The organism is Emticicia sp. TH156 (assembly GCF_002855535.1).
Lineage (GTDB): Bacteria > Bacteroidota > Bacteroidia > Cytophagales > Spirosomataceae > Emticicia > Emticicia fluvialis.
In genome coordinates this window covers 110832-134883 of sequence record NZ_PKRS01000004.1, presented here as the reverse complement: position 1 = coordinate 134883, position 24052 = coordinate 110832, and the positions used below count along the sequence as shown (strand labels likewise).

Annotated in this window: 20 protein-coding genes; 19 read left to right on the top strand and 1 reads right to left on the bottom strand. The window is 42.7% G+C overall.

The window, feature by feature from the left end:
* Positions 1 to 6: 6 nt before the first annotated feature.
* Positions 7 to 2151, bottom strand: a complete 2145-nt coding sequence (gene recQ, locus C0V77_RS09165; RefSeq protein WP_101726059.1) for a DNA helicase RecQ — start codon at positions 2149 to 2151, stop codon at positions 7 to 9.
* 290 nt (positions 2152 to 2441) lie between these two features.
* Between recQ and C0V77_RS09160 the strand changes: the two genes are divergently transcribed.
* From C0V77_RS09160 to C0V77_RS09070, 19 genes are all read left to right on the top strand, one after another.
* Complete coding sequence (locus C0V77_RS09160; protein ID WP_101726058.1) at positions 2442 to 4058, top strand: M28 family peptidase; 1617 nt, start codon at positions 2442 to 2444, stop codon at positions 4056 to 4058.
* Between the two features lie 372 nt (positions 4059 to 4430).
* The gene (locus tag C0V77_RS09155) at positions 4431 to 5258 is read left to right on the top strand and encodes a MotA/TolQ/ExbB proton channel family protein (protein ID WP_101726057.1); all 828 of its coding nucleotides are present in this window, start codon (positions 4431 to 4433) and stop codon (positions 5256 to 5258) included.
* Positions 5259 to 5312: 54 nt separating this feature from the next.
* Positions 5313 to 5912, top strand: coding sequence for a biopolymer transporter ExbD (locus tag C0V77_RS09150; RefSeq protein WP_101726056.1), 600 nt, complete (start codon positions 5313 to 5315; stop codon positions 5910 to 5912).
* A gap of 34 nt (positions 5913 to 5946) precedes the next feature.
* Complete coding sequence (locus C0V77_RS09145) at positions 5947 to 6495, top strand: biopolymer transporter ExbD (protein WP_101726055.1); 549 nt, start codon at positions 5947 to 5949, stop codon at positions 6493 to 6495.
* 28 nt (positions 6496 to 6523) lie between these two features.
* Positions 6524 to 7351, top strand: coding sequence for an energy transducer TonB (locus tag C0V77_RS09140; RefSeq protein ID WP_101726054.1), 828 nt, complete (start codon positions 6524 to 6526; stop codon positions 7349 to 7351).
* 2 nt (positions 7352 to 7353) lie between these two features.
* The gene (locus C0V77_RS09135; RefSeq protein WP_216824423.1) at positions 7354 to 7596 is read left to right on the top strand and encodes a hypothetical protein; all 243 of its coding nucleotides are present in this window, start codon (positions 7354 to 7356) and stop codon (positions 7594 to 7596) included.
* A gap of 150 nt (positions 7597 to 7746) precedes the next feature.
* Entirely contained in the window at positions 7747 to 8646 is a 900-nt protein-coding gene (locus C0V77_RS09130; protein WP_101726052.1) for a PstS family phosphate ABC transporter substrate-binding protein, read from the top strand.
* 228 nt (positions 8647 to 8874) lie between these two features.
* Positions 8875 to 10590 (top strand): lipopolysaccharide assembly protein LapB, encoded by a 1716-nt coding sequence (locus tag C0V77_RS09125; RefSeq protein ID WP_101726051.1) that lies wholly within the window; start codon positions 8875 to 8877, stop codon positions 10588 to 10590.
* 178 nt (positions 10591 to 10768) lie between these two features.
* On the top strand, positions 10769 to 11347 hold the full coding sequence (locus C0V77_RS09120; protein ID WP_101726050.1) for an adenylate kinase: 579 nt from the start codon (positions 10769 to 10771) through the stop codon (positions 11345 to 11347).
* 118 nt (positions 11348 to 11465) lie between these two features.
* Positions 11466 to 12461, top strand: coding sequence for a GTPase ObgE (obgE, locus tag C0V77_RS09115; protein ID WP_101726049.1), 996 nt, complete (start codon positions 11466 to 11468; stop codon positions 12459 to 12461).
* A 130-nt stretch (positions 12462 to 12591) separates the two neighbouring features.
* Positions 12592 to 15309 (top strand): sialate O-acetylesterase, encoded by a 2718-nt coding sequence (locus tag C0V77_RS09110; RefSeq protein ID WP_101726048.1) that lies wholly within the window; start codon positions 12592 to 12594, stop codon positions 15307 to 15309.
* Between the two features lie 121 nt (positions 15310 to 15430).
* The gene (locus C0V77_RS09105) at positions 15431 to 17713 is read left to right on the top strand and encodes a sialate O-acetylesterase (protein WP_101726047.1); all 2283 of its coding nucleotides are present in this window, start codon (positions 15431 to 15433) and stop codon (positions 17711 to 17713) included.
* Between the two features lie 267 nt (positions 17714 to 17980).
* Entirely contained in the window at positions 17981 to 18358 is a 378-nt protein-coding gene (locus C0V77_RS09100) for an NADH-quinone oxidoreductase subunit A (protein WP_101726046.1), read from the top strand.
* 196 nt (positions 18359 to 18554) lie between these two features.
* A complete protein-coding gene (locus C0V77_RS09095; protein WP_101726045.1) occupies positions 18555 to 19097 on the top strand; it encodes an NADH-quinone oxidoreductase subunit B in 543 nt (180 codons plus the stop codon).
* Between the two features lie 107 nt (positions 19098 to 19204).
* On the top strand, positions 19205 to 19705 hold the full coding sequence (locus C0V77_RS09090) for an NADH-quinone oxidoreductase subunit C (RefSeq protein ID WP_101726044.1): 501 nt from the start codon (positions 19205 to 19207) through the stop codon (positions 19703 to 19705).
* Positions 19706 to 19767: 62 nt separating this feature from the next.
* Entirely contained in the window at positions 19768 to 21006 is a 1239-nt protein-coding gene (gene nuoD / locus C0V77_RS09085; protein WP_101726043.1) for an NADH dehydrogenase (quinone) subunit D, read from the top strand.
* Between the two features lie 16 nt (positions 21007 to 21022).
* Positions 21023 to 21520 carry an NADH-quinone oxidoreductase subunit NuoE gene (gene nuoE, locus C0V77_RS09080; protein ID WP_101726042.1) on the top strand — a complete coding sequence of 166 codons (498 nt, stop codon included), beginning with the start codon at positions 21023 to 21025 and terminating at the stop codon, positions 21518 to 21520.
* A 60-nt stretch (positions 21521 to 21580) separates the two neighbouring features.
* Complete coding sequence (gene nuoF / locus C0V77_RS09075) at positions 21581 to 22915, top strand: NADH-quinone oxidoreductase subunit NuoF (protein WP_101726041.1); 1335 nt, start codon at positions 21581 to 21583, stop codon at positions 22913 to 22915.
* A 33-nt stretch (positions 22916 to 22948) separates the two neighbouring features.
* Entirely contained in the window at positions 22949 to 24043 is a 1095-nt protein-coding gene (locus tag C0V77_RS09070) for a 2Fe-2S iron-sulfur cluster-binding protein (RefSeq protein WP_101726040.1), read from the top strand.
* The last annotated feature ends 9 nt before the right edge of the window (positions 24044 to 24052 follow it).

Sequence of the window (24052 nt, the reverse complement as noted above, 5' to 3'; positions counted from 1 at the left end):
TAAGGCCTATTTTTCCTCATCCCACAACGCAAAAGCAATCCTCAGTTTGCCGTAGTCATACAACCCCTCCAAGTCCTCAAAGAGTGGTTTCAGAGGGTCGGTTTTTTTGATGTTCAGTCGCATGGCGGCGGCAATTATCTGGTTGTATTCGTAGGCAGGTAATAAATCGTGCAGGTTAATATCATTTCCTTCTTCGTGCAGCTTTACTAAATGGCTCAAAATGGTTGCCTGGTTTAGCTTACGTTCCTGAGCAATTTCCTCTACCGACATCCCTTTCTGATACATATCCAGTGTTGCAGCAAACGTAAAACCCTTTACAAGTATGGTTTTACCTTGTTCGGAATGTTCTCTGGCAAAATCGAGTATTTCATTAATAAACGCCTCTCCATACTGCCTGAATTTCTGTTCTCCCACGCCAGATACTGTCAGCATCTGTAGTCGGTTAACGGGTCTTTTCTGCGCCATGTCAGACAGCGTAGCATCAGAAAACACCACAAACGGTGGCAGATTCTGCTCATCAGCCAGTTTTTTGCGTAATTGCTTCAGTTTGTTAAACAGGGCATCGCGTATAATTTCTTTCTTCGGTTTCTCTTTCGGAGCCTCGGCCTCCAGTCGGGCTTTTTTTACTTCAAAAGGCTCAAATCTCACCAGTTCTACTTTTCGTTCACCTTTCAGCACCTGCCACGACCGCGCATTCAGTTTCAGGGCGTGTCTTTCGTCGTAGGCAATATCTATAATACCCGAGTTCAGCAGTTGTGTTATGTAGTCGGCCCATTCTTCATATTTCAGTTCTTTACCAGCCCCAAAGGTTTTCAGGGTCTGGTAGTTATGCTCAAATATCTGGCGGGTTTGCGCACCGCGTAGAATCTCAATCAGCAGCCCCATCGCTACTTTTTCTTGCGCACGTGCAATGGCCGATAAGGCCTTCTGTGCAAAAACGGTGGCGTCAAACCTTACGGGTGGGTTCCGGCAAACGTCACAATTACCGCAGTCCTGATGTACTTCTTCATTAAAGTAGCTTAGCAGTACACGCCTGCGGCAAATTTCTGTTTCGGCATATTGCTTCATGCGGTCCAGCTTTGCCAGTTGCACCTCTTTCATGTCTGGTGGCAGCTCCGACTTCTCAATCATTTCCTTCCGCGTTACAATATCTGCAAAACTGTAAAACAACAGCGTATCAGATGGCATCCCGTCTCGCCCTGCCCGGCCAATCTCCTGATAAAAACTCTCCACATTAGATGGCAGGCTATAATGTATCACAAACCGCACGTTCGACTTATCAATGCCCATACCAAAGGCTATTGTTGCTACCATTACCTGTATCTCATCTTTAATGAAAGCATCCTGCACCTCCGAGCGCGTTTGCGCATCAACACCGGCATGGTAGTGCATGGCTTTAATTCCCAGTTTGCGTAGTCCTTCGGCCACCTCTTCTGTATTCTTGCGGCTCAGGCAATAAATAATGCCCGGTTCCCCCGGCCGGCTGGCAATAAACTGATGTATCACTTTCAGGCGGTTTCTTCCCGGCGACACCGCGAGGCTCAGGTTGGGGCGGTCAAAAGAGGCAATAAAAGTAGTGGCATCGGCAATGCCCAGTTGTTTCAGAATATCCTTGCGCGTTACCCTGTCGGCCGTAGCAGTAAGGGCAACCATTGGGGTATTGGCAAAGACACTTTTCAATATATGCAATTGGGTATATTCAGGCCTGAAATCATGCCCCCAGGTTGAAACACAATGAGATTCATCAACGGCAATCAGCGAAACTTTCAGGGTCTTTATGTATTCCAGATAATTATTGCTTAGCAGTTTTTCCGGCGAAATATACAGTAATTTCAATGCACCCGAGCGACACTGTATTTCAATTTCCCTTTGTTCGGTGGGCGATAAAGAACTATTAATAAACGCAGCCGGAATACCATTGGCCAGCAATGCCTGCACCTGGTCTTTCATGAGTGCAATAAGCGGAGATATCACCAGCGTTAATCCTTCAAAAACCATAGCAGGCACCTGAAAACAAACCGACTTACCGCCTCCGGTGGGCATCAGCACCAGGCAATCCTGCCCGGCCAGTATGGTATCAATGATTTCAGACTGAAACGGTCGGAAGGAATCGTAGCCAAAATACTTCTTAAGAACCTGTTCTTTAGTCATGAGCACAATTAAATCTTCTATTAAACTTTAAGTGGTTGCGGTAAGCGTCCCTTTCGGGACGAAATATCAGTAGAAACTTTAACCTTGTTGATGCTTTCTATTTACTTTAGGGACGGTATATTTAAACATTTCGTCCCTGCAGGACTTAAAAATCAATTTTACTATCAAACGCAGCTAATGGTATATTAAGTTTTAACTGGTCTTTTGCAACAAAATAATGCATAACTCTGCTATCTCCACAAATATCTTGTATTTTTACAAAAGAATAAACAACAAACTTGTATTACCGTATGAAAAAAAACATCTTAGCAGTTTTTCTCTTTAGTTCGTGCTCATTTTTATATGCACAAAACCCAAACACCCTCGACAAAGCAAAAATCTACGCAGCTACTATTTCTGCCGACAACCTCAAAAAAGACCTGACCTACATTGCTTCTGATGAACTGGAAGGCCGCGATACCGGCTCGGAAGGACAAAAAAAAGCCGCCGATTACATTGCCAAACGCTTTGCAGATCTTGGCCTGCAGCCTGTAGCATCTGACGGCAAAGGCGGCAAAGGCTATTTTCAGCATTTTAATCTATACAAAAAGGGCTGGAAAGACGCCTACATCAAAATAGGCAACAAAAAGAAAGAATTTTTTAAAGATTATTACCCCAATGGCCTTACCAGCATACCGCAGGAAGAATCGGTGCAGGTAGTTTTTGCAGGCTATGGGGTAGAGGCCGCTAATTACAGCGACTACAAAAATATTGACGTAAAAAATAAAGCTGTTGTAATTCTGGAAGGCGAACCCAAAGATGCTGCCGGCAAAAGTTATGTAACAAAAGACGGAGAGAAGTCGGAGTGGGATGACAAAGCCGGCTTCACCAGAAAAACCTCACTGGCGGCTGGCAAAGGTGCCAGAATGCTTTTTGTGGTGTCGGCCTCAGACGAGACCGGATTCAAAAGTCTGGCAGCCGAAAGACGTGTGGTGTTGTCGCGTTTCAACCGCATGAGCATCAGCCAGGCCACAACGCCAGAACAGCCTACCACAAACCCGGTTTTTTATATTTCAAAAGCCATGGCCGCCGAAATGCTCGATATCAAGCCTAAAAAATTTGATAAACTGGTTAATAAAATGGTAATCAGTGGCGTTAGCAGTGCGGGTTCGGTTAAAGAATCGAAGGTATCGGTTAAAGCCGAAAGGGGAGAAGTACCCGTTGAAACGATGAACGTAATGGGTTTTCTGGAAGGAACCGACAAAAAAGATGAAGTGGTGCTGATAACCGCACATTACGACCACGTGGGTATTCAGGGCGGGCAGATACATAACGGCGCCGATGACGACGGCTCAGGTACCTGTGCAGTTCTTGAACTGGCCAGGGCATTCAGCCAGGCAAAAAAAGACGGCTTCGGGCCTCGCCGCAGTATTTTGTTTATGACAGTAACAGGCGAAGAAAAAGGCCTGTTGGGGTCGCAGTACTATGCCGACAAAGACCCCGTTATTCCGCTGGCTAATACCGTGTGTGACCTGAACATCGACATGATTGGCCGCATAGACAAAGAACACGCCCCGCGCGAAGACTACGTGTATATCATCGGCTCTGATAAATTATCTTCAGAGTTACATCAAATAAGTGAAGAGGCCAACAATAATTCGGTTAAATTTCAGTTAGATTATACATACAACGATCCCAAAGACCCAAACAGATTCTATTATCGTTCAGATCATTACAACTTCGCCAAGCATAAGATACCCGTTGCTTTCTACTTTACAGGGGTGCATGCAGACTACCATCGCCCGGGTGACGACGTAGAGAAAATCCTTTTTCCTAAATACAGACAGATTACAGAACTGGTATTTCATACAGCATGGGGGGTGGCGAATCGTGACGAAAGACTGAAAGTTGACAGTAATAAGCCCTGACCGGCCGGTTTTTTTTAAAAAAATAGTATTTTTCTGTGAAAAAAAATTGAGAACGAAAGTTTTAGTTATATGGCCGGAAGCATAATATTTAACTATCTGATAATGAAAAAGTTATGTTTTTAGCCCATACGGAAAATAGATATAATCAATCTTTAAAAAATGCAAAAGTATATTCTGATGATAAAAATTTATAAGGTTTGATATTTTTTGTTTCACCGATTTTGCTTAAACTTGTCCCACGATTGAAAAAGAATATTTAGCAGGTTTTTACAAAATTTTCTATTATTAATATTCTTTGTTTTAAAATTTTAACTTTTATTTACCAAAAAATTCATTGTATCATTTTTTAAAACCCTAAAAATTTCAAAGCTAATGGAAAAAAAGACTACAGCCCCAGCAGCAAAACCAGCAGCCCCTAAGTCTTCAAGTGGTGGATTAAATCCAGCGTTCGTTATCCCAATTTTATTAGTTATCGGTTTTTGTTTGTGGTATTTCATCCTAGGTGACTCAGCCAACTTCTCAGATCCTGAAACTAAACACAAACCAATTACTGCTATGGGTATAGTTTATTCAGGAGGTATCATCGTACCTATCCTGTTAACTTTCATGCTTTCAGTATTGGTATTCTCTATTGAGCGTTTCATTACAATCAACAAAGCTTCTGGTACAGGTGATTTGGACGCCTTCGTTCGTAAAGTACGTTCGTTAGTAGACTCAAACAACATTGCAGAAGCTATCAAAGAGTGTGACAAACAAAAAGGTTCAGTAGGTAACGTTACTAAAACCGCTCTACAAAAGTATAACCAATTGGCCGCTGATACTTCATTATTGAAAGATCAGAAATTGGTTGCACTTCAAAAAGAAGTTGAAGAAGCAACAACACTTGAGCTTCCAATGTTAGAGAAAAACCTTACTATTCTTTCAACACTAGCATCAGTTTCAACCCTTGTAGCCCTATTAGGAACTGTAATCGGTATGATTCGTTCATTCTTTGCGCTTGGTTCTGGTGGTGGTGCCCCTGATGCATCTGCTCTTGCAACTGGTATTGCTGAGGCCTTGATTAACACAGCCTTGGGTATCGGTACATCAGCGATCTCAATCATCATGTATAACTTATTTACCTCAAAAATAGATACGCTTACTTACAAGATTGACGAAATCGGAATGAGCCTTCAGCAAAACTTCGCTGCTCACCACTAAGAAAAGCAGTAAAGTTAACAGTAGTTTAAACTTTTAAATTTTTAAACAAAAGCTATGGCAGCACCGAAACCAGCCAGAAAAAGTCCATCAATGGATATGACTGCGATGTGTGACGTTGCGTTCCTACTCCTTACATTCTTCATCATGACAACCCAGTTCAAAAGTCAGGAGTCTGTAACAGTAGATACGCCTTCATCAGTGTCAGAAATTAAAGTTGAAGACAAAGATATGGCTACGATTACCATTGATAAAGACGGCAAATATTATTTTGGCGTTACTAATCCGGTTGACAGATACGCGCTTATTCAGAAAATGAATGAGAAGTATAGCGCCGGCCTTTCGGAATCTGAGCAGGCTAGTTTTACAAAGTTATCTGAAACCGGTGTTTCAATCACTTCTCTAAAACAATATCTTGCACTTCCGGATGCACAGAAAGGTCAGGTGAAAATTGCAGGTATTCCAAACGACAGTACAAAAAGTGAGTTGGTTGACTGGGTGAAAACCTATTTGTCAGACATCAACAAAAAAGCGAAACTGGCTGTTCGTGGCGACGTGAAAACGCAGTACCCTGCAATCAAAAAATTGTTTACAGAACTTGGTAAAAACGATATTAACAAATTTCAGTTAATTACCGATTCTGAAACGAAAGAATAGTAAATTTTCGAACCCTTAAATTACCAGATATAAAATGGCAGAAATACAGGAGTCCGGTGGTGGTGGTAAGAAAGGCGATAAGGTACGGTCCAAGAAAGCAGGTGGTAAGCCTGATATGACACCCATGGTGGACTTGGGCTTCTTGTTGATTACTTTCTTTATGTATACCACTACATTCGGCAAGCCCAACATGATGAAGCTGAACATGCCTGATAAACCAAAGCCTGATGATCCGCCACCACCAGAGGTAAAGGTAACCAACACCATTACCGTTTTGATGGGGAAAGATGACAGAATCTTTTGGTATCAGAAGCCTCTTACGGATTTAACCGTAGCAGATATTACCGAAACAGATTACTCTGCCGAAGGTATCAGAAAAGCTGTATTAGTTAAGAAGGCCAATGCACTTGATGTAAACAAGTTTACTGTTATCATCAAACCAAGTGATGAAGCTAACTGGAAGAATACTGTAGATATTTTGGACGAAATGGCAATTACGAAGTCAGACCGCTACGCAATTGTTGATTTGGCTCCGAAAGAGAAGGAATTGCTTGACCAAAAGCTGGCAGAACCTAAAAAATAAGTAATCTAAGGAAAAAACAAACAAATCAATGGAAGCAAAAAATGCTAGTAACATCACCTTAGATGAAATTGTATTCGAAGGACGTAACAAAGAATACGGTGCATATTCACTAAGGAAGAACTACTCAAGGTACCTTACCAAAGCTTCTGTTATTGGTATTGGTATATTTGGTGGAGCATTGTTAGCGGCTTGGAGTGTTAATAAATTTGGCGGTAATAAAGAAGAAGAGCTTCAAACCGTCGAAATTGACCTCTCTAAGTTAAAGGAAGAAAAACAGGAAGAGAAAAAGCCTGATATTCCGCCTCCGCCTCCAGAGCCTGAACCACCAAAGCAGGAGATAGCGCAAATTAAATTCATTCCGCCTGAACCTAAGGCCGATGAAGAAGTAAAGAACGAAGAACCACCACCAAAAGTGGAAGAGGTTGAAAATAAGGTTATTTCTAACGTAAACAAAGAAGGTGTTGAAACTGAAGAAGTTGCAGCGGCACCTCCACCGGTAGAAGCGCCTAAACCAGCTGAAATCGCTCAACCTAAAGAAGATGAAATCTTCACTACGGTTGAACAGCAACCGGAGTTTCCGGGCGGTCTTAAAGAGATGTATGCCTTCATTGGTAAAAATCTTAAATATCCGTCTGCAGCTCAAAGAGCCAATATTTCAGGTAGAGTATTTGCTAAGTTCGTTGTTGAAAAAGACGGACGCATTGGCGACGTACAAATTCTGAAAGGTATTGGATTTGGTTGCGACGAAGAGGCGCAAAGAGTGATTAAGTCGATGCCAAAATGGAATCCGGGTAAACAAAATGGTCGTAGCGTGCGTGTATTCTTCACCATGCCGATTAATTTCCAACTTGAGTAATAATGGCAGCACGACGTAATTCATCAGACAAGCAGCGTCAGGTATTTCAAAGGGTCTTACAATTGTCAATGGGCTTGTTTGCCCTGGTTTACATGGTTTTAGGATACTTTGTAATTAAGTTGAAATGGTTGATGGTACCGCTTTCAGATACGCTCGCTTATGCAATGGGCGCTTTATTGATAGCCTATGGTATTTTCAGAGCATACAGAGCCTATCTGTCAATCAAAGACACGATGAATGACTGATTTTTTTCTATAAAAACATGCCACTTTGTGTAACAGGGTGGCATATTTTTTTTAATTATTTTTTAATAATATACGGTCTGTTATTTTTTTTTCGTTGTTTATATAGTATTTTTACATTGTTCAAACTTAAACTATTATAGAATTACTACAATGAGGAAGTTAATTCTCTTGGCTATCTGTGCTTTGCTTTTTTTGCGGTGTTCTAAACCCGACAAGCCGGATTTACCAAACGATGGGGAAATAACAATTGCAGCCGACGAATCACTTAAACCTATTATTGATGCTCAGGTAATGGCTTACAACGCGCATTATCCGAAAGCCATTTTACATGTCAGATATATGCCTGAGCAAAAGGCGATGTCGTTGATGCTAAGTGATTCAGTTGATATTGCTGTTACAACCCGTGAAGCAACGCAAAATGAACAGTCTTTTTTTGCGTCGAAAAAAATAGCCTACCTGCCCGCAAAAATGGCGCTTGATGGTGTGGCTTTGATTGTAAACCCTGAAAACCCGATTGAAAATATTTCGCTGAAAGAGCTGAAAGATATTTTTGACGGCAAGGCGCATTCAGATTATAAACTGGTTTTTGATAACAGTAATTCAAGCAACCTGAATTACATGATGCAGAAATTACAGATAAAAGATTTGAACCGCGCCAATATCTTTGCTGCCAATGGCAATAAAGATGTAATAGAGTATATTAAGAAGAATCCAAAGGCTATTGGTATCATTGGTGGTAACTGGATTAGCGACCTTGACGACCAGAACAGCAGGGTTTTTATATCTAGTATCAAGGTGCTTGGGGTTGCTGCTTCAGATAGCCCGGCTGCCGCTGATTATTATAAGCCAACAACTGAATCGCTTCGTGCCAGAAGATATCCGCTTGAAAGACGCATTTATCTGCACACAATGGATCACTTCGGTTTAACCAAAGCATTTACCCGCTTTTGCTGTGCCCAGATTGGCCAGCTGGTGGTTGAAAAGTCCGGATTAATACCCTATTATGTCTATCCAAAAGGGGTGGTCATCAACAGAGAACAGCCCAAATAGAACCCTGCACCTATTTTTTTTGTTTTACAACTAAGGGATGCAGGCAAATCAGCATTAACAAATTATTAATAAACCTTAAATACAAGATTTTGTCTTAATCATCAATAGCAAAAGATTTAAAAAGTATTGCCCGATATGAACAAATTTTTTTCTGTATCGGAATTGTTTTTTAATTTTGCTTAATGTTTTTTTAATACAAAGAATCGTAAACCTAACTTCAGAGTGAAAATGAACAAGATTTTGAGATCTTTGTCAGTATCAGCAGTTGCGGTGCTGGCGTTGTCGTTCCACACCTTGGCACAAACAGTGCAGGACGGATTGAGAAATTTGGAGGCCGAGCGCTACAACGCTGCAGGAACTATTTTCAATCAACTGGTAAGCTCTGCTCCAACGGCAGAAAATTATTTTTATCAGGGTTACTATTATCTTAACTTGCCTGAGCCAGACCTTGAAAAAGCCAAAGATGCTTTTACTAAAGGAACAGCCGTTGATAAAAGACCTGATCCTCTGAACCGCGTAGGTTTAGGTGCAGTTAAATTATTGTCTGGCGATAAAGCAGGTGCAAAAGCTGACTTTGATTTAATTAAAAAAGATACAAAAAACAAAAACGCTGAAGTTTTATTCAGAATCGGAGATGCGTATGCTATTTCAGATAATCCGAAACTGAACGACCCTGCCGAAGCAGTATTGAATATTCAGGCTGGCCTTGACCTGCTGAAAGTAAAGAACAACCCTGATTATTACCTTGCGCTTGCAAAAGCTTATTTATTGAAAAACGATGGTGGCCCAGCCATGACAGCCCTTGAAAACGCCCTGGGAATGGGTCAGAAAGCGGCTATTATTCACACAGAAATGGGTAGAGTATGGTTTCAGGGTAAAAGCTATCCTTCAGCACAAAAAGAATTTACTGAGGCTATCACGGCCGACCCTGACCACGCACCAGCTTACAGATATTTAGGTAACCTTTATACCGTTTTCGGTAAATATGACCTGGCTGCTAAAAACGCCAAATTGTATCTTGAAAAAAGTGAGGCATCAGACGCTTCTAAACTTAATTACGTAAAACTTGCATTTACCGTTAAAGATTATGATGGCGCTACAAACGTGTTGAATTCTATCTTCGATAAAATCCAGGACCCTGTTAAATATCGTTTGAGAGGTTATACGCAAGTTGAAAAAGGTGAGTGTGCCGAGGGTATCAAAAATATCCAGGAGTTTTTAAACAAGGCTCCAAAAGATCGCCACCTGCCATCTGATTACGGTACAATCGGTAAAGGTTATATCTGTATCAAAGATGATGCAAATAAAGCATTGAACGATTCATTGGGTATCCTGAGCATGCAAAAGGCAATAGAAATGGGCGACACCACTTCCAATTATCTGAACGATATAGCCAATGTTTATAAAGCCGCTAAAAGATGGGATAAACTGGCTCAGACTTTAGAGAAATCAATTGCAGCTTCTAAAAAAGCAGGAGCACCGGATTACTATAACCTTGCTGACGCCTACATGCGTTCAAAAGAATATGTAAAAGCAGACTCAGCTTTGTCTAAAACAATTGAATTGTATCGTGATACCTGGTTGGTACCTTATATCATCAAAGCACGTGCAAAACAATACGCAAATCCGAACGACTCAACTTTCTCAGCTGCCAAGGTTTATGAAAAATACATTTCATTAGTGCCAGAGGCTGACAAAGTGAAAGATAATACAAAAAGATACCTGGCTGAGGCTTATGGATATCTGGGTACAAAGGCTCTTTTGCTTGATAAAGACACAACCAAGGCTAAAGAATACATGAACCTGGTGTTAGTCTACGACCCAACCAATCAGCAGGCTATCAAAGTTCTTGAAATTATTAATGGTGGTAATGGTACTGCTGCTCCGGGTGGAACAGCCGCGCCGGCCAACAATAATCCTGCAAATGGTGGTCCGAAAGGATGATGATTTAAAATAAAGTAAAAAAAATGAGGCTCGTTTCTGTCAGAAGCGGGCCTCATTTTTTTATTGGTTTCAAATTATTTGCATTGAAAATGTGCATCTTACAAAATTTGATTTTATTTTTGTCGTCCTGCTCTTTACGCAAACCTGAAAGGGACAGTTATGACCATTAATTTTATCTATGTTTAATCTTGTAATTTTTGGACCTCCCGGTGCCGGAAAAGGCACACAATCAGCTAAGATTATTAACCAATACAAGCTAGCTCATATTTCAACAGGCGATATGTTCAGAATGCATATCAGCCAGGATACCGAGCTTGGTAAGCGTGTAAAGCAGATATTGGCCGACGGATTGCTGGTGCCTGATTCTATCACCATTGATATGTTGGAAGAAGAGGTACAACGTAACCCCGATGCCAGCGGCTTTATTTTTGATGGTTTCCCTCGTACGGTTAATCAGGCCGAAGCGCTTGATAAATTCCTGGAGAGTAAAGGAGAAAAGATAGACCTGGTTTTGCAGCTGGACGTAACAGAGGCAGAAATTAAAAACCGCATTGCCGAAAGAAAGAAGGTAAGCGGCAGAGCCGATGACGACGAAGATAAATTATTAAAACGCATAGACGAATATTTTACCAAGACTATCCACGTGCTGCCGTTCTATCAGCAACAAGGCAAAGTGGTAAAGGTGAACGGTATTGGTGAAATAGAAGCCATATTCGGTGCCATTTGCGAAGCAATTGACTCCGCGATGGTTCATTGAAAACCATTTAGTGCTTGAGAACATTGGCGGTTTTACTTTTGCCGCTGCACAGATTATCTGGTTTTAATCAGGCAATTACTCATTCACTAAATCATACAATTGTTCAAACGACCCAAAGATTATGACAAGTAATTTTATTGATTATGTGAAAATAAATTGCCGTTCGGGCAATGGTGGGGCTGGGTCTAAACATTTTAGAAGAGAAAAGCATGTACCTAATGGCGGGCCAGACGGCGGAGACGGCGGCCGCGGTGGCCATATTGTTCTTAGAGGAAATGCCCAGCACTGGACACTCCTGCATCTGAAATACCGTAAGCACATAAAGGCTGAACACGGTGTAGCAGGTGAAGGTGGCAGAAGAGCCGGTGCCCAGGGTAAAGATGAAATTATTGAGGTGCCATTAGGCACTGTAGCCAGAGATGCCGAAACCGGTGAAATACTAGGTGAGGTAACACAAGACGGCGAAAAAATTGTTTTACTGGCAGGTGGCCGGGGTGGTTTAGGAAATTACCATTTCAGAAACTCAACCAATCAGGCGCCTGAATATGCCCAGCCCGGTGAAGAAGGTGAAGAGTCATGGATAATACTGGAACTGAAAGTGCTGGCCGATGTAGGTCTGGTGGGTTTCCCGAATGCCGGTAAGTCAACACTTTTGTCTGTGGTTTCCGCTGCAAAGCCCGAAATTGCCGATTATCCCTTTACTACCATTGTGCCAAATCTGGGTGTGGTGTCATACAGAGATTACAGGTCTTTTATTATGGCCGATATCCCCGGTATTATAGAAGGCGCCTCAGAGGGCAAGGGTCTTGGACTGCGTTTTTTGCGACACATTGAGCGTAATTCGATTTTGCTGTTTCTTGTAGCCGCCGATAGCGAAAACCCCCTGAAAGAGTATAAAACACTTCTGAAAGAAATAAAACTGTATAACCCCGAACTGCTCGACAAAAAACGTATTCTGGGTATATCAAAATCTGAGTTGATAGACGACAAACAATTGGCCAAAATCAGGAAGAAAATACCGCTTGATTTACCTTATGTGTTTTTCTCTTCTCTGGCTAACCAGGGAATCGACGAGCTAAAAGATTTAATCTGGCAAAATCTGAACGAAGAATAAGGTTCTTTTGCCAGAAATATAAACAGACTAGTTTTTTCCTGAATTGGCAAAAGCTTTTTTAAGATGAAAGCATTGAGGTGTGTGCCCTTAAAATTTTAGACCCCAGAGGCGCTTTCTATTTAATTTAACCATGAAGAAAGTACTTGTAATTTTATTTTTGTTTGTAAATTCAAGTGTTTTGGCACAACTCCAGATTACTTTTCCCATGAGCCGTGCTGTTTTTCAAAGAAACAGTTCTGGCGGAGGAGTGATTCCTGTGGCAGGTTCTTTTCAGTCGAAACTCGACAGGGTAGACGCACGCGTTTTAGCCATCAATGGTGGCGCCTCTACTGATTGGGCAACCATAAACATTAATCCTAATACCGGCACTTTCAATGGCAGCATTTCTGCCTGGGGTGGCTGGTATCAGCTGGAAGTACGAGGCATTAAAAATCAACAGATTGTAACAACTGCCGTATTAGATAAAGTTGGGATAGGTGAAGTATTTGTGATTGCCGGGCAGTCTAATGCCATGGGGTACGCAGGTTTCGGGAATCCCCCGGCAACTGATGACCGCGTCAATGTGGTTACAAATTACTACTCTTTTGGTCAGCTACCTGAAGTTCCATATCCTGTTATTGGTCACCTCGACGAAAATACAAAAATAGCTCCCTTAGGGGGTAGTTCATGGTGTTGGGGCAGGCTGGGCGACCTTCTTACTTCTAAGCTGGGTGTGCCTGTGTTATTTTTTAATACGGCCATGGAGTCAATGAGTGTTGAATCATGGCAGGTAAGTGCCGACGGTGGAAGAGGCTATGATTATTACTCTGGCAATTATGCATTACCCGGTTATCCATACGACAACCTTCGTAAATCGCTTTATAATTACGTAAATATGTTTGGTGCCAGGGCGGTATTATGGCATCAGGGTGAAACCGACAGCGATAAAGGCACTTCTTATGACGTTTACCGTAATACCCTTCAATACCTGATTCAGCGCAGCAGAACAGATAGCGGAAAAAATCTTAGCTGGGTTGTCAGTAAGGTGTCTCGCACTAAAGATAGGGCAACTTCTCCAACAATTTTATCTGCACAGGAAGCAGTTATTGTTAATTACAGCAACGTATTCAGAGGCCCCGAAACAGATGGTATTACTACCAGAATTGACGGCGTCCATTTTTTCGGGCAGGGATTAATTGACCTTGCCAATGCCTGGAATGATAAACTGAATACCGATTTTTTTAGCCGGTCAACCCCTGTTCAGGCTTCTGCGCTGGTAAATTTCAGTGTAAACTGCAATGTTCAGAATACCGGTGCGCCGCTTAATATGAGTATGCAGGATGGCTATATCAATTATAAATGGACCAACGGTTCTATTGATCTCAACAATAACAGGAATATTGCAGTTGGTAATGGTTTTTTCAGAGGGAAAGTATCCGATGCGCTGGGTAATGTTTATTTTACCCAGGGAATTAATTACTCAGGTGAGTTGATACCCGGCAGGCCGTTGATTATACCCGAAAGCGCCACCAGTTTTTGTGATGGAGGGGCCGTAAGGCTATCAACTAATGTCGATGAAGACTTCTATTGGTCAACAGGTGCAAATACCAAATCTATAGTAGCCAATAGCGCAGGCTCATTTACAGTAACCAAATTTAATTATCTGGGCTGTAGTGCGGTATCAGAAGCCACCAATATTACAGTGTTTCCTAACCCTGAGGCCAGAATTATAGCCGATGGACCAACCACATTCTGTCAGGATAAAACCGTTACGCTCCGTTCTGTCGCCGCAAATGGCAATTTGTGGAGTACGGGTCAAAATACCCCAAGTATTACTATTGGTAATTCAGGTGATTATACCCTGAAAGTTAAAAACGAATTCGGTTGTGAAACTACTTCAAGCAAACTGACGGTAAAGGTTAACCCAAAACCGGCGAAACCTTTTCTGACAGCAAGTGGGCCTACAGTTTTTTGCGCCGATGCCAGCGTAACTCTTACTTCAGATGTCCGTGAAGGCATTCAATGGAGCACCGGGGCATCCTGGTACGAAATCATTGTGAACCAGACAGGTAATTATTCTGTAACAGCCACTAACACTTTTGGGTGCCAGCAGGTTTCTGAACCTGTGGCTGTTCAGGTAAATCCTCTACCGGCAAAGCCAACCATCTTTGCAAGTGGCCCTACTACTTTTTGCGAGGGCTCGAGTGTAATCCTTACGTCATCAACAAGTGCTAATGGTTATATATGGAATAATTCTACAGCAGCACAAACCGTTAATACCTCTACTTCAGGCGTGTTTTCTGTTAAAACCAGAAATGAAAACGGTTGTATCTCTCCGGCTTCTGACGAAGTACAGGTTGATGTAAAACCTAATGCTCAGGCTATTACGGTTGCGAAGTCTGGACCTTATTCACTGGAAGCCCTGCCCACAGGTAGTGTTGATTCACAATTTGAATGGCTCAAGGATGGCGTTAGGTTATCAGACACCGGAAAAATAATCAAAGGCCGGTCATCAGGTAATTATACCGTAAGGGGTTCAATAAGTTATATTGTTAATACAGGGGCTTCGCTAAAATGTTATTCTCCGTATTCGGCTCCTTTGTATTATGTAATAGACCCGGCTGATAACGGTACTATAGTTTTTCCTAATCCCGTGGTTGACGGACTAATGAATATTGAAACTCTGAAAGACTATACCAACGTTAATGTTACTTTTTTTGATATGAAAGGCAATAACGCTCTGGCTTTTTATATTGGTAATTTAAATACACGCCAAACCTTAAACCTGAAAAACCTGGCAAAAGGTTTATATGTGGTAAGAATTGTAAGCAAAGATTACCAGATACAAAAACGTGTTATTGTTGAATAACGGCCATGTCCTTTATTTTTGTTTTAGCCATCAGTAAATGCAACAAACAATTAGGTAAGTGTACGTTTTTTATTAAAAAAGTGTATAAATCTGAGTATAAATCTTTTTTAACCTGACTTTTATGCTGCATAAGAAATGGCTCGCTGTTATCTTCTGTATTTTTACACTTAGCGGTTACTCGCAAATTCAGATTAATTTTCCGGTTTCAAGAATTGTTTTTCAACGAAACAATAATAATGTAGCTACCGTAAATATTAACGGCAGCTACCTTAATTTCCTTGACCGGATAGAGGCAAGGGCGATTCCGGTAAAACAGGGGCAAGGCAAGGAACTGGGCTGGACCCCCATCGGCAACACGCTAACCACAGGAATTTTTAATGGGGCTTTTGAGCTGAGCGGCGGATGGTATAACCTTGAAATAAGAGGCATTCTAAATAATCAGGTAGTGGCTAGCGCTACCATAGAAAAAGTAGGTGTTGGTGAAGTATTTATAGTGGCTGGTCAGTCAAATGCTCAGGGAGATGCCAAATTTGCAGGTGGGGATATAGGCGCGACTGATGACCGGGTGTCAACCATTGACTTCTACCAGAATTTGCTGGACGAAACCATTCTTCCTTTCAGTTTTACTCAAATGGGCAATGCAACCCGCATGGCTCCTTATAATTATGTTCCCTGGTTTTGGGGCAGGCTGGGTGATAAGCTGGCCCAGAGGCTCAATGTACCTGTTTTGTTTTATGGTGCCGCTCTGGGCGGTATAGGTGCCAGTGCCTGGCAACGGTCTGCTAAAGGTGAAGATCTCACTAAAGAGCTGCCTACCTTTATTGGCGTACCCGGCATGCCGTATCGTGCCATGAAAGCCGCCTTGCAATACTATGTACCGCGCACCGGTGTACGTGCCGTGCTATGGCAGCAGGGCGAAAGCGACGAATCTACGCCTTCTGAAAAGTACCTTGAGTATATGAAGACCGTTATTGAAACCAGCAGGAAAGATAGTGGTAAAGAAGACCTGGCATGGGTAATGGCCAGGTCGTCGCGTAATCCGGTTGAACAACCTAATGTTATTAATGGCCAGAATATGATTATTGTTCAGGTCCCTCATGTTTTCCCCGGGCCTTTTACAGACCAGATAGTGGGCACAGACTACCGGGCAGATGGTATCCATTTTCATAAAGAAGGCCTGAATATGGCAGCTGAATACTGGAACAATGCCCTTGATAACAGAATCCTGACCAGCTCAAGTCCATTACCCGCCCGCACCTCTGTAGCGCTCAATGTAATTTGTAATGCCAACGACCAGAATGGTAAATTTAAAATTGAAGTGGCTGGCAATTACAGTAATTACCTCTGGAGCAACGGCAGCACTGCTCAGTCAATTGTTGTAAATAGCGGCAGTTATTCGGTTCAGGTACATGACGCTTCAGGAAATATCTATATTTCTCAGCCGGTTAATATTTCCGAACAGAACACGGTAACAAAACCGGTTGTTTCGGTTATGGGGGCGGCTATATTCTGCGACTCCGACAGTATCGTTCTGAAATCTTCTTCTTTAACGGGTAATGTCTGGAACAATAGTAAAACAGGCCAGAATTTGATTATTAGAAACAGCGGGACATATTTTGTTACCAGTTACAGTATTAACGGCTGCAAGGCTGTGTCAGACCCCGTTATGATAGAGGCCAGGCAGGGGCCGCCCAAGCCGGTTATCAGTGCCAGCGGCGCTATTACTTTTTGCGAAGGAGGCAATGTGAATCTGACAGCCCCCCAAAGCCTTGAATACGTCTGGAGCAATAAAACCAAAGCCCGTAGCATTAATGTAACCACCTCTGGTGTTTTTTATGTGCAGGTAAAAGATGAAACCGGCTGTTATTCTCAACCATCAGACGAGGTAGAAGTTATTGTAAGAGAAAGCCCGCCCGAAACGGCCATAGCACAAACGGGGCCTTATGTTTTAGCTACCACCAATCAGGGTCGTTTCGGTTCTGTTTTTGAATGGACCCGCGACGGCGTAAAGCTATCTGATTCGCAAAGTTTCATCAGGGTAGGGCAGTCTGGCGCGTACACCGTAAAAGAGTCTGTCATTTATTCATTTGCCAACCGACAGTCACTGACTTGCTCGTCGCCTGTTTCCAAGGCGTTCAATTTTGTTTTTGAGCCATCAGATAACTTTGCTAAGGTTTTTCCGAACCCCGTTTCTGATAATTTGCTGCATATTGAATCTTTTTATACCTTAAAAGACGTTCGGGTTCAGTTTTATGATGCCAAAGGAGGCATTGTCAGGGATTTTTATGTGGGCGAGCTTAACCCCAGGCAAACCTTAAGCCTGGCTGGTATGCCCAAAGGGCGGTATCAGGTAATCGTAAAAAACAACGAATACAAAATAATCAAGCGGGTTCTGGTTCAATAAAAGCCATAAAATCAGGCCTTCCGAACACCTGAATGATTGTAAACCAAATGTGGCGTTTTCAAAGGCAGTGCCGGGCTGCAGAAGATTAAAAAAAAAGTTTTCATAAAATACTGAAAGGGTTGAAGATTCAACCCTTTTTTATTTTGTTTCTAAACTTTACGTTAGTAATTTTGAAACGCAATTTATTTGTACCTTTACATACGAATTAATCGTTACTGATATAGGGTCGTTAATCCCGGGCCCTGTGTTACTGATACTATTACAGTTATTATGAAAGAATACTTGCCCTCAGATTTTCTCCCGATTTTGGTGCAGTTAATCGCTGCCGTTGGATTTATAGTTTTTACCATGATTGTTACCCACTCAATCGGCCCGAAAAGACACAGCGTCAAAAAAGACGACCCTTTCGAGTGCGGTATTGAATCAAAGGGTGATGCCCGAACTCCCATTTCAATCAAGTACTTTCTGATAGCCATTCTGTTTGTGCTGTTTGATGTTGAAATCATTTTCATGTACCCCTGGGCCGTCAACTTTATGAAACTCGGCTGGTTTGGTTTTGTTGAAATGGTATTGTTTTTGGGTTTGTTGATGACCGGTTTTTACTACATCATAAAAAAAGGTGTATTAACCTGGGAAAAAGAATAAGCGAGCGTAGGTCGGGCTGGTAGTCCGACACTTTTATTTTGCAGCGTGCAGGTGTATATGATAGGTTGGTTCGGTTATTGACCAGTTCAATAGAATCAGATTTACCGCTCAGGCACTCCATCGCTAAATTACTCAACAATTAATATAATGTTTGGGCTTAAGTTTTATTTTGAGTCTTTAAACACCTACCAGATATATGAGTTCAGTTAAAATGGTGGAAGCACCGGAAGGATTTGAAGGAGCAGGATTTTTTGCTACCTCGCTAGATAAAGTAATTGGTATGGCGCGTAGCTATTCTCTATGGCCGCTTCCTTTTGCCACATCTTGTTGTGGAATTGAGTTTATGGCAACCATGGGGTCTCACTATGATATTTCTCGCTTTGGCTCTGAAAGACCCAGTTTTTCTCCACGTCAGGCAGACCTGTTAATGGTGATGGGTACAATAGCTAAAAAGATGGGGCCTGTTGTAAAACAAGTGTACCTGCAAATGGCAGAACCCCGCTGGGTAATTGCCGTGGGTGCCTGTGCATCAAGCGGTGGTATTTTTGATACCTACTCGGTTTTGCAAGGCATAGACCGCATTATACCGGTTGATGTGTACGTACCCGGTTGTCCTCCGCGCCCGGAACAGATTCTTGACGGTTTGATGCAGATACAGGAATTAGCAAGAAACGAGTCGTTGCGCCGCAGAAATACCCCGGAATACTCAGCTTTGTTAGAGTCTTATAATATACAGTAGAACATTTAGCGAATGAGTGTGTGATTATTTGATTTTTAATAATTTACTGATCACGCATTCACAAACCCACTAAATCACTAAATAGCTACAACCATTAATAGAATTACATGTTAAGTAATCAACAAATTGCAGAAGATTTATTAGCTCATTTTGGTGAGCAAGTGAAGAATTTTGAAGAACCTCATGGTCTTCTCACCTTTACTACCAATCGCCAGAATATTATCAATCTGCTGGTTTATCTTAATAAGCACGAAACTTTCCGTTTCCGTTTCCTGACCGACATCTGCGGCATTCACTTACCTGACAACAAGGGCGAAGAGTTTGGCGTAATTTACCATGTTCATAGTCTTGAAAACAACGTGCGCATCCGTATCAAGGTGTTTCTGCCTGCAGACGATATCCACATCCCTACGGCAACTACACTTTATGCAACGGCTAACTGGCTTGAAAGAGAAACGTACGATTTTTACGGTATTATCTTCGATGGTCACCCGAATCTGAAGCGTATTTTGAATATTGAAGAAATGGATTACTTCCCGATGCGAAAAGAATATCCTTTGGAAGATGCTACCCGAAACGATAAGATTGATGCGCTTTTCGGCAGATAATATAAATTTTACCAATTGGTCAGACTGTTTTACAATAGCCGATTAATTGAAAATTGAATACAATGGCAGAAGAACTGATTATCCCAAAAAACACCACTGATGCGTTGGCTCTTAACAGGCCAATTGTTGAAGATACAGAATATACTACGCTTAATCTGGGGCCTACTCACCCTGCTACACACGGTATCTTTCAGAACGTGTTGAAAATGGACGGTGAGAAAATTGTATCAGGAGAACAAACCGTCGGGTATATCCACCGGGCTTTTGAGAAAATCGCCGAGCGCCGCCCTTTCTATCAGATTACCACCCTCACCGACCGCATGAATTACTGTTCGTCTCCCATCAATAACATGGGCTGGCACATGACGGTTGAAAAACTGCTGGGTGTAGAGGTACCTAAACGTGCCCAATACATCAGGGTAATTATGATGGAGCTGGCTCGTATTGCCGACCACCTGATATGTAACTCTATTCTTGGGGTAGATACCGGAGCTTATTCAGGCTTCTTGTACCTGTTTCAGGAAAGAGAGAAAATATACGAAATCTACGAAGAAATGTGCGGTGCCCGCCTGACTACCAATATGGGTCGTATCGGTGGCATGGAGCGTGATTTATCACCAACCGCATTGAATAAAATCAAGCAATTGATTTATACCGACCTGCCAAAAACACTGGCTGAGTTTGAAAAGCTTTTCAACAGAAACAGAATATTTATCGACAGGGTAGTGAACGTAGGCCCGATAACGGCTGAACGCGCCCTTGAATATGGCTTTACAGGGCCAAACCTGCGTGCTGCCGGTGTTGATTACGACGTTCGTGTAATGGAGCCTTATTCGTCATACCAGGACTTCGAGTTTGATATTCCGGTTGGCCATAACGGCGATACTTACGACCGCTTCATGGTTAGGAATCAGGAAATGTGGGAGAGTATGAAGATTATCAGACAGGCGCTTGAAAACCTGCCCGAAGGCCCATACTATGCCAACGAAGACCATTACTACCTGCCACCTAAACAAGAAGTTTACCGCAGCATGGAGGCACTTATCTATCACTTCAAGATTGTGATGGGTGAGATTGATGCCCCCGTTGGTGAGGTTTATCATGCAGTTGAAGGCGGAAACGGAGAGTTAGGATTTTATCTGGTAAGCGATGGAGGCCGTGCTCCATATCGTTTGCACTTCCGTCGCCCTTGTTTTATTTATTACCAGGCCTACCCTGAAATGTGTAAAGGTGTTTCCATTTCAGATGCCATAGCAATTATGAGTAGCCTTAACGTAATTGCCGGAGAACTAGACGCCTAAAATTTGATTACCTAAAATGACTGAAACTAAAAATACAGTAGCTTTTACACCTGAACGCCTGGCCAAAGCCCAGGAAATGATAGCCCGGTATCCTGAAGGAAAGCAGAAGTCGGCGTTGATGCCTATTATGCACCTGGCGCAGGAGCAATTTGCCTGGATGAGTCAGGATGTAATGGATTACGTGGCTTCTTTATTGAACATTACACCGGTTGAGGTGTATGAGGTGGCCACTTTTTATACCATGTTCCACCTCGAGCCAGTTGGTAAGCACGTTATAGAGTATTGCCGCACAGGCCCTTGCGTGTTGATGGGCGGTGAAGAAGTGTATGCGCATCTGACCCAGAAGCTGGGCGTGAAAAAAGGACAAACAACCGCCGATGGCCTGTTTACGCTCAAAGAAGTAGAGTGTCTGGCTGCTTGTGGCTGGGGGCCTTGTTTCCAGATTCGTGAAAAATACTACATGCACCTTACCAAAGATAAAGTTGACGAGATAATTGAAGAATTATCTAAATAAAATAAGGCTGTTTTAAGCCCTGTTCATTAACAGAAGAATTTGATTTTTTAACAGAGTATCATGAAGATATTAACCGAACATATTAACACCCCGGGTATTGACACTTTTGATGTTTATCGCAGTAAAGGTGGCTATACGGCTGTTGAGAAGGCGCTAAAGAAAATGACCCCCGATGAAGTGGTGGAAGAAGTAAAGAAATCGGGTGTGCGTGGCCGTGGTGGTGCGGGTTTCCCAATGGGTATGAAGTGGTCTTTTCTGGCAAAGCCAGAGGGGGTGCCTCGTTATCTGGTTTGTAATGCCGATGAGTCAGAGCCTGGTACGTTCAAAGATCATTACCTGATGAAGAACCTGCCTCATCTGTTGATTGAGGGTATGATTATTTCAAGTTATGCGTTGGGTGCCAATAAGTCTTTCATTTATGTGAGGGGCGAGTTAATGTACGTGATTCGCATTCTTGAAAAAGCCATTGAAGAAGCAAAAGCAAAAGGCTTTTTAGGAAAAAACATATTAGGAAGCGGTTATGATTTAGAACTGGTAGTGCACCCGGGTGGTGGCGCTTATATTTGTGGAGAAGAAACCGCCTTGCTTGAGTCGTTAGAAGGTAAAAGAGGAAACCCCAGAAACAAGCCGCCTTTCCCTGCCGTTAAGGGGCTTTACCAATGTCCTACGGTTGTAAACAACGTTGAGTCTATTGCCACAACTTCGTGGATTATCAATAACGGCGGTGAAGCTTATGCCACTTACGGTATTGGTAAAAGTACAGGTACCAAATTGATTTCTGCTTCCGGGCATATCAACAAGCCTGGCGTGTACGAAATTAACCTGGGTTTACCATGTGATGAATTCCTGAACTCAGACGAGTACTGTGGCGGTGTTCGTAAAGGACATACCCTGAAAGCCGTTGTGGCAGGAGGCTCTTCAGTACCAATTGTACCGGGGCATCTGTTTCTGAAAACCGCTAACGGTGAAGACCGCCTGATGAGCTACGAGTCGTTGTCAGACGGTGGTTTTGCTACCGGAACCATGTTGGGTTCTGGGGGTTTCATTGTGTTTGACGAAACAGCCTGTATTGTACGTAATACCTGGAATTTTGCCCGTTTTTATGAACATGAATCATGCGGACAATGCTCTCCCTGCCGCGAAGGTACCGGCTGGATGCAAAAAGTGCTGAACCGCATTGAACACGGGAAAGGCTCTATGCATGATATTGACCTGCTGGTTGATATATCGAAGAAAATAGAAGGTAATACGATTTGTCCGTTGGGTGACGCCGCCGCATGGCCGGTGGCCTCGGCTATCCGCCATTTCCGCGACGAATTTGAGTGGCATGTAAAACACCCGATAGAGGCCACAAAACCCGGTGCAGTATATATGAAAGAAAGCGTGTTGGTTTAAGCATCCTGTTTTTGATTTACGAAATTTGATTTTATGGAAAATACAGCCCCTCAATTATTTAAAGTAACCATTGATGGTGTGGAAGTAGAAGTGCCACCGGGAACAACCATTTTACAGGCAGCCCGTAAAATTGGTCCTGAAGTTGCACCTCCGGCTATGTGTTATTATGAGCCTCTGAAGGGCTCGGGTGGTAAATGCCGTGCCTGTCTTGTAAAAGTAACAGCCGGTTCAGCCAAAGACCCGCGCCCAATGCCAAAGCTGGTGGCTTCTTGTATTACACCTATTCAGGATGGTATGGTGGTTGAAAACTACACCAATGCTCAGGTAGTAGATGCAAGGAAATCGGTGGTTGAGTTTCTTTTAATCAATCACCCGCTTGATTGCCCCATTTGTGACCAGGCTGGTGAATGCCACCTGCAGGACTTCTCTTATGAGCATGGTGTAGGTAATACCCGCTACGAGGAAGACCGCCGGACTTTTGAAAAAGAAGACCTGGGCCCATATATTCAGTTGCACATGACACGCTGTATCTTGTGCTACCGTTGTGTTTACACCGCCGATCAGATTACGGATAATCGCGTACATGGCGTAATGAACAGAGGCGACCACGCCGAGATTTCAACCTATATCGGTAAAGCTATTGATAACGATTTCTCAGGAAACGTTATTGATGTATGCCCGGTAGGCGCCCTGACCGATAAAACGTATCGTTTCAAAAACCGTGTGTGGTTCTCTAAACCGGTTGATGCACACTGCGAATGTGAGAAATGTAGCGGTAAAGTACAACTATGGTATCGTGGCGATGAGGTGATTCGTGTAACGGCACGCAAAAACGAGTGGGGAGAAGTGAAAGAGTTTATCTGCAACACCTGCCGTTTTGAAAGAAAACAAACCAGCCAGTGGACAATCGAAGGCCCAACTAAAGTAGCGCGGGCGTCGGTTATTTCGGCCAATAAATATGGAGCTAATCTGGTTAAAAAACCTGATTTTGCACTGAAACTGGCTGAGTCTCAATACAAAAAAATTGATGATAAACGTGAATATCTGCACGAAATGAGTGAAATTGAGCAGTCAGCAGATTATAAGGCGCTGATGGCAAAGGATGAAAAATATTTTGGGCATAAGTAATTAACAAAC

Bases quoted from the DNA above. Each gene is read 5' to 3' on its own strand.
- C0V77_RS09135 (WP_216824423.1), top strand. From the start codon at position 7,354: ATGGCAGCACGACGTAATTCATCAGACAAGCAGCGTCAGGTATTTCAA.
- recQ (WP_101726059.1), bottom strand. From the start codon at position 2,151: ATGACTAAAGAACAGGTTCTTAAGAAGTATTTTGGCTACGATTCCTTC.
- C0V77_RS09155 (WP_101726057.1), top strand. From the start codon at position 4,431: ATGGAAAAAAAGACTACAGCCCCAGCAGCAAAACCAGCAGCCCCTAAG.
- C0V77_RS09145 (WP_101726055.1), top strand. From the start codon at position 5,947: ATGGCAGAAATACAGGAGTCCGGTGGTGGTGGTAAGAAAGGCGATAAG.
- C0V77_RS09110 (WP_101726048.1), top strand. From the start codon at position 12,592: ATGAAGAAAGTACTTGTAATTTTATTTTTGTTTGTAAATTCAAGTGTT.
- nuoE (WP_101726042.1), top strand. From the start codon at position 21,023: ATGACTGAAACTAAAAATACAGTAGCTTTTACACCTGAACGCCTGGCC.
- C0V77_RS09105 (WP_101726047.1), top strand. From the start codon at position 15,431: ATGCTGCATAAGAAATGGCTCGCTGTTATCTTCTGTATTTTTACACTT.
- C0V77_RS09090 (WP_101726044.1), top strand. From the start codon at position 19,205: ATGTTAAGTAATCAACAAATTGCAGAAGATTTATTAGCTCATTTTGGT.
- C0V77_RS09130 (WP_101726052.1), top strand. From the start codon at position 7,747: ATGAGGAAGTTAATTCTCTTGGCTATCTGTGCTTTGCTTTTTTTGCGG.
- C0V77_RS09150 (WP_101726056.1), top strand. From the start codon at position 5,313: ATGGCAGCACCGAAACCAGCCAGAAAAAGTCCATCAATGGATATGACT.
- nuoD (WP_101726043.1), top strand. From the start codon at position 19,768: ATGGCAGAAGAACTGATTATCCCAAAAAACACCACTGATGCGTTGGCT.
- C0V77_RS09125 (WP_101726051.1), top strand. From the start codon at position 8,875: ATGAACAAGATTTTGAGATCTTTGTCAGTATCAGCAGTTGCGGTGCTG.
- C0V77_RS09095 (WP_101726045.1), top strand. From the start codon at position 18,555: ATGAGTTCAGTTAAAATGGTGGAAGCACCGGAAGGATTTGAAGGAGCA.
- C0V77_RS09140 (WP_101726054.1), top strand. From the start codon at position 6,524: ATGGAAGCAAAAAATGCTAGTAACATCACCTTAGATGAAATTGTATTC.
- C0V77_RS09120 (WP_101726050.1), top strand. From the start codon at position 10,769: ATGTTTAATCTTGTAATTTTTGGACCTCCCGGTGCCGGAAAAGGCACA.
- C0V77_RS09070 (WP_101726040.1), top strand. From the start codon at position 22,949: ATGGAAAATACAGCCCCTCAATTATTTAAAGTAACCATTGATGGTGTG.
- C0V77_RS09160 (WP_101726058.1), top strand. From the start codon at position 2,442: ATGAAAAAAAACATCTTAGCAGTTTTTCTCTTTAGTTCGTGCTCATTT.
- nuoF (WP_101726041.1), top strand. From the start codon at position 21,581: ATGAAGATATTAACCGAACATATTAACACCCCGGGTATTGACACTTTT.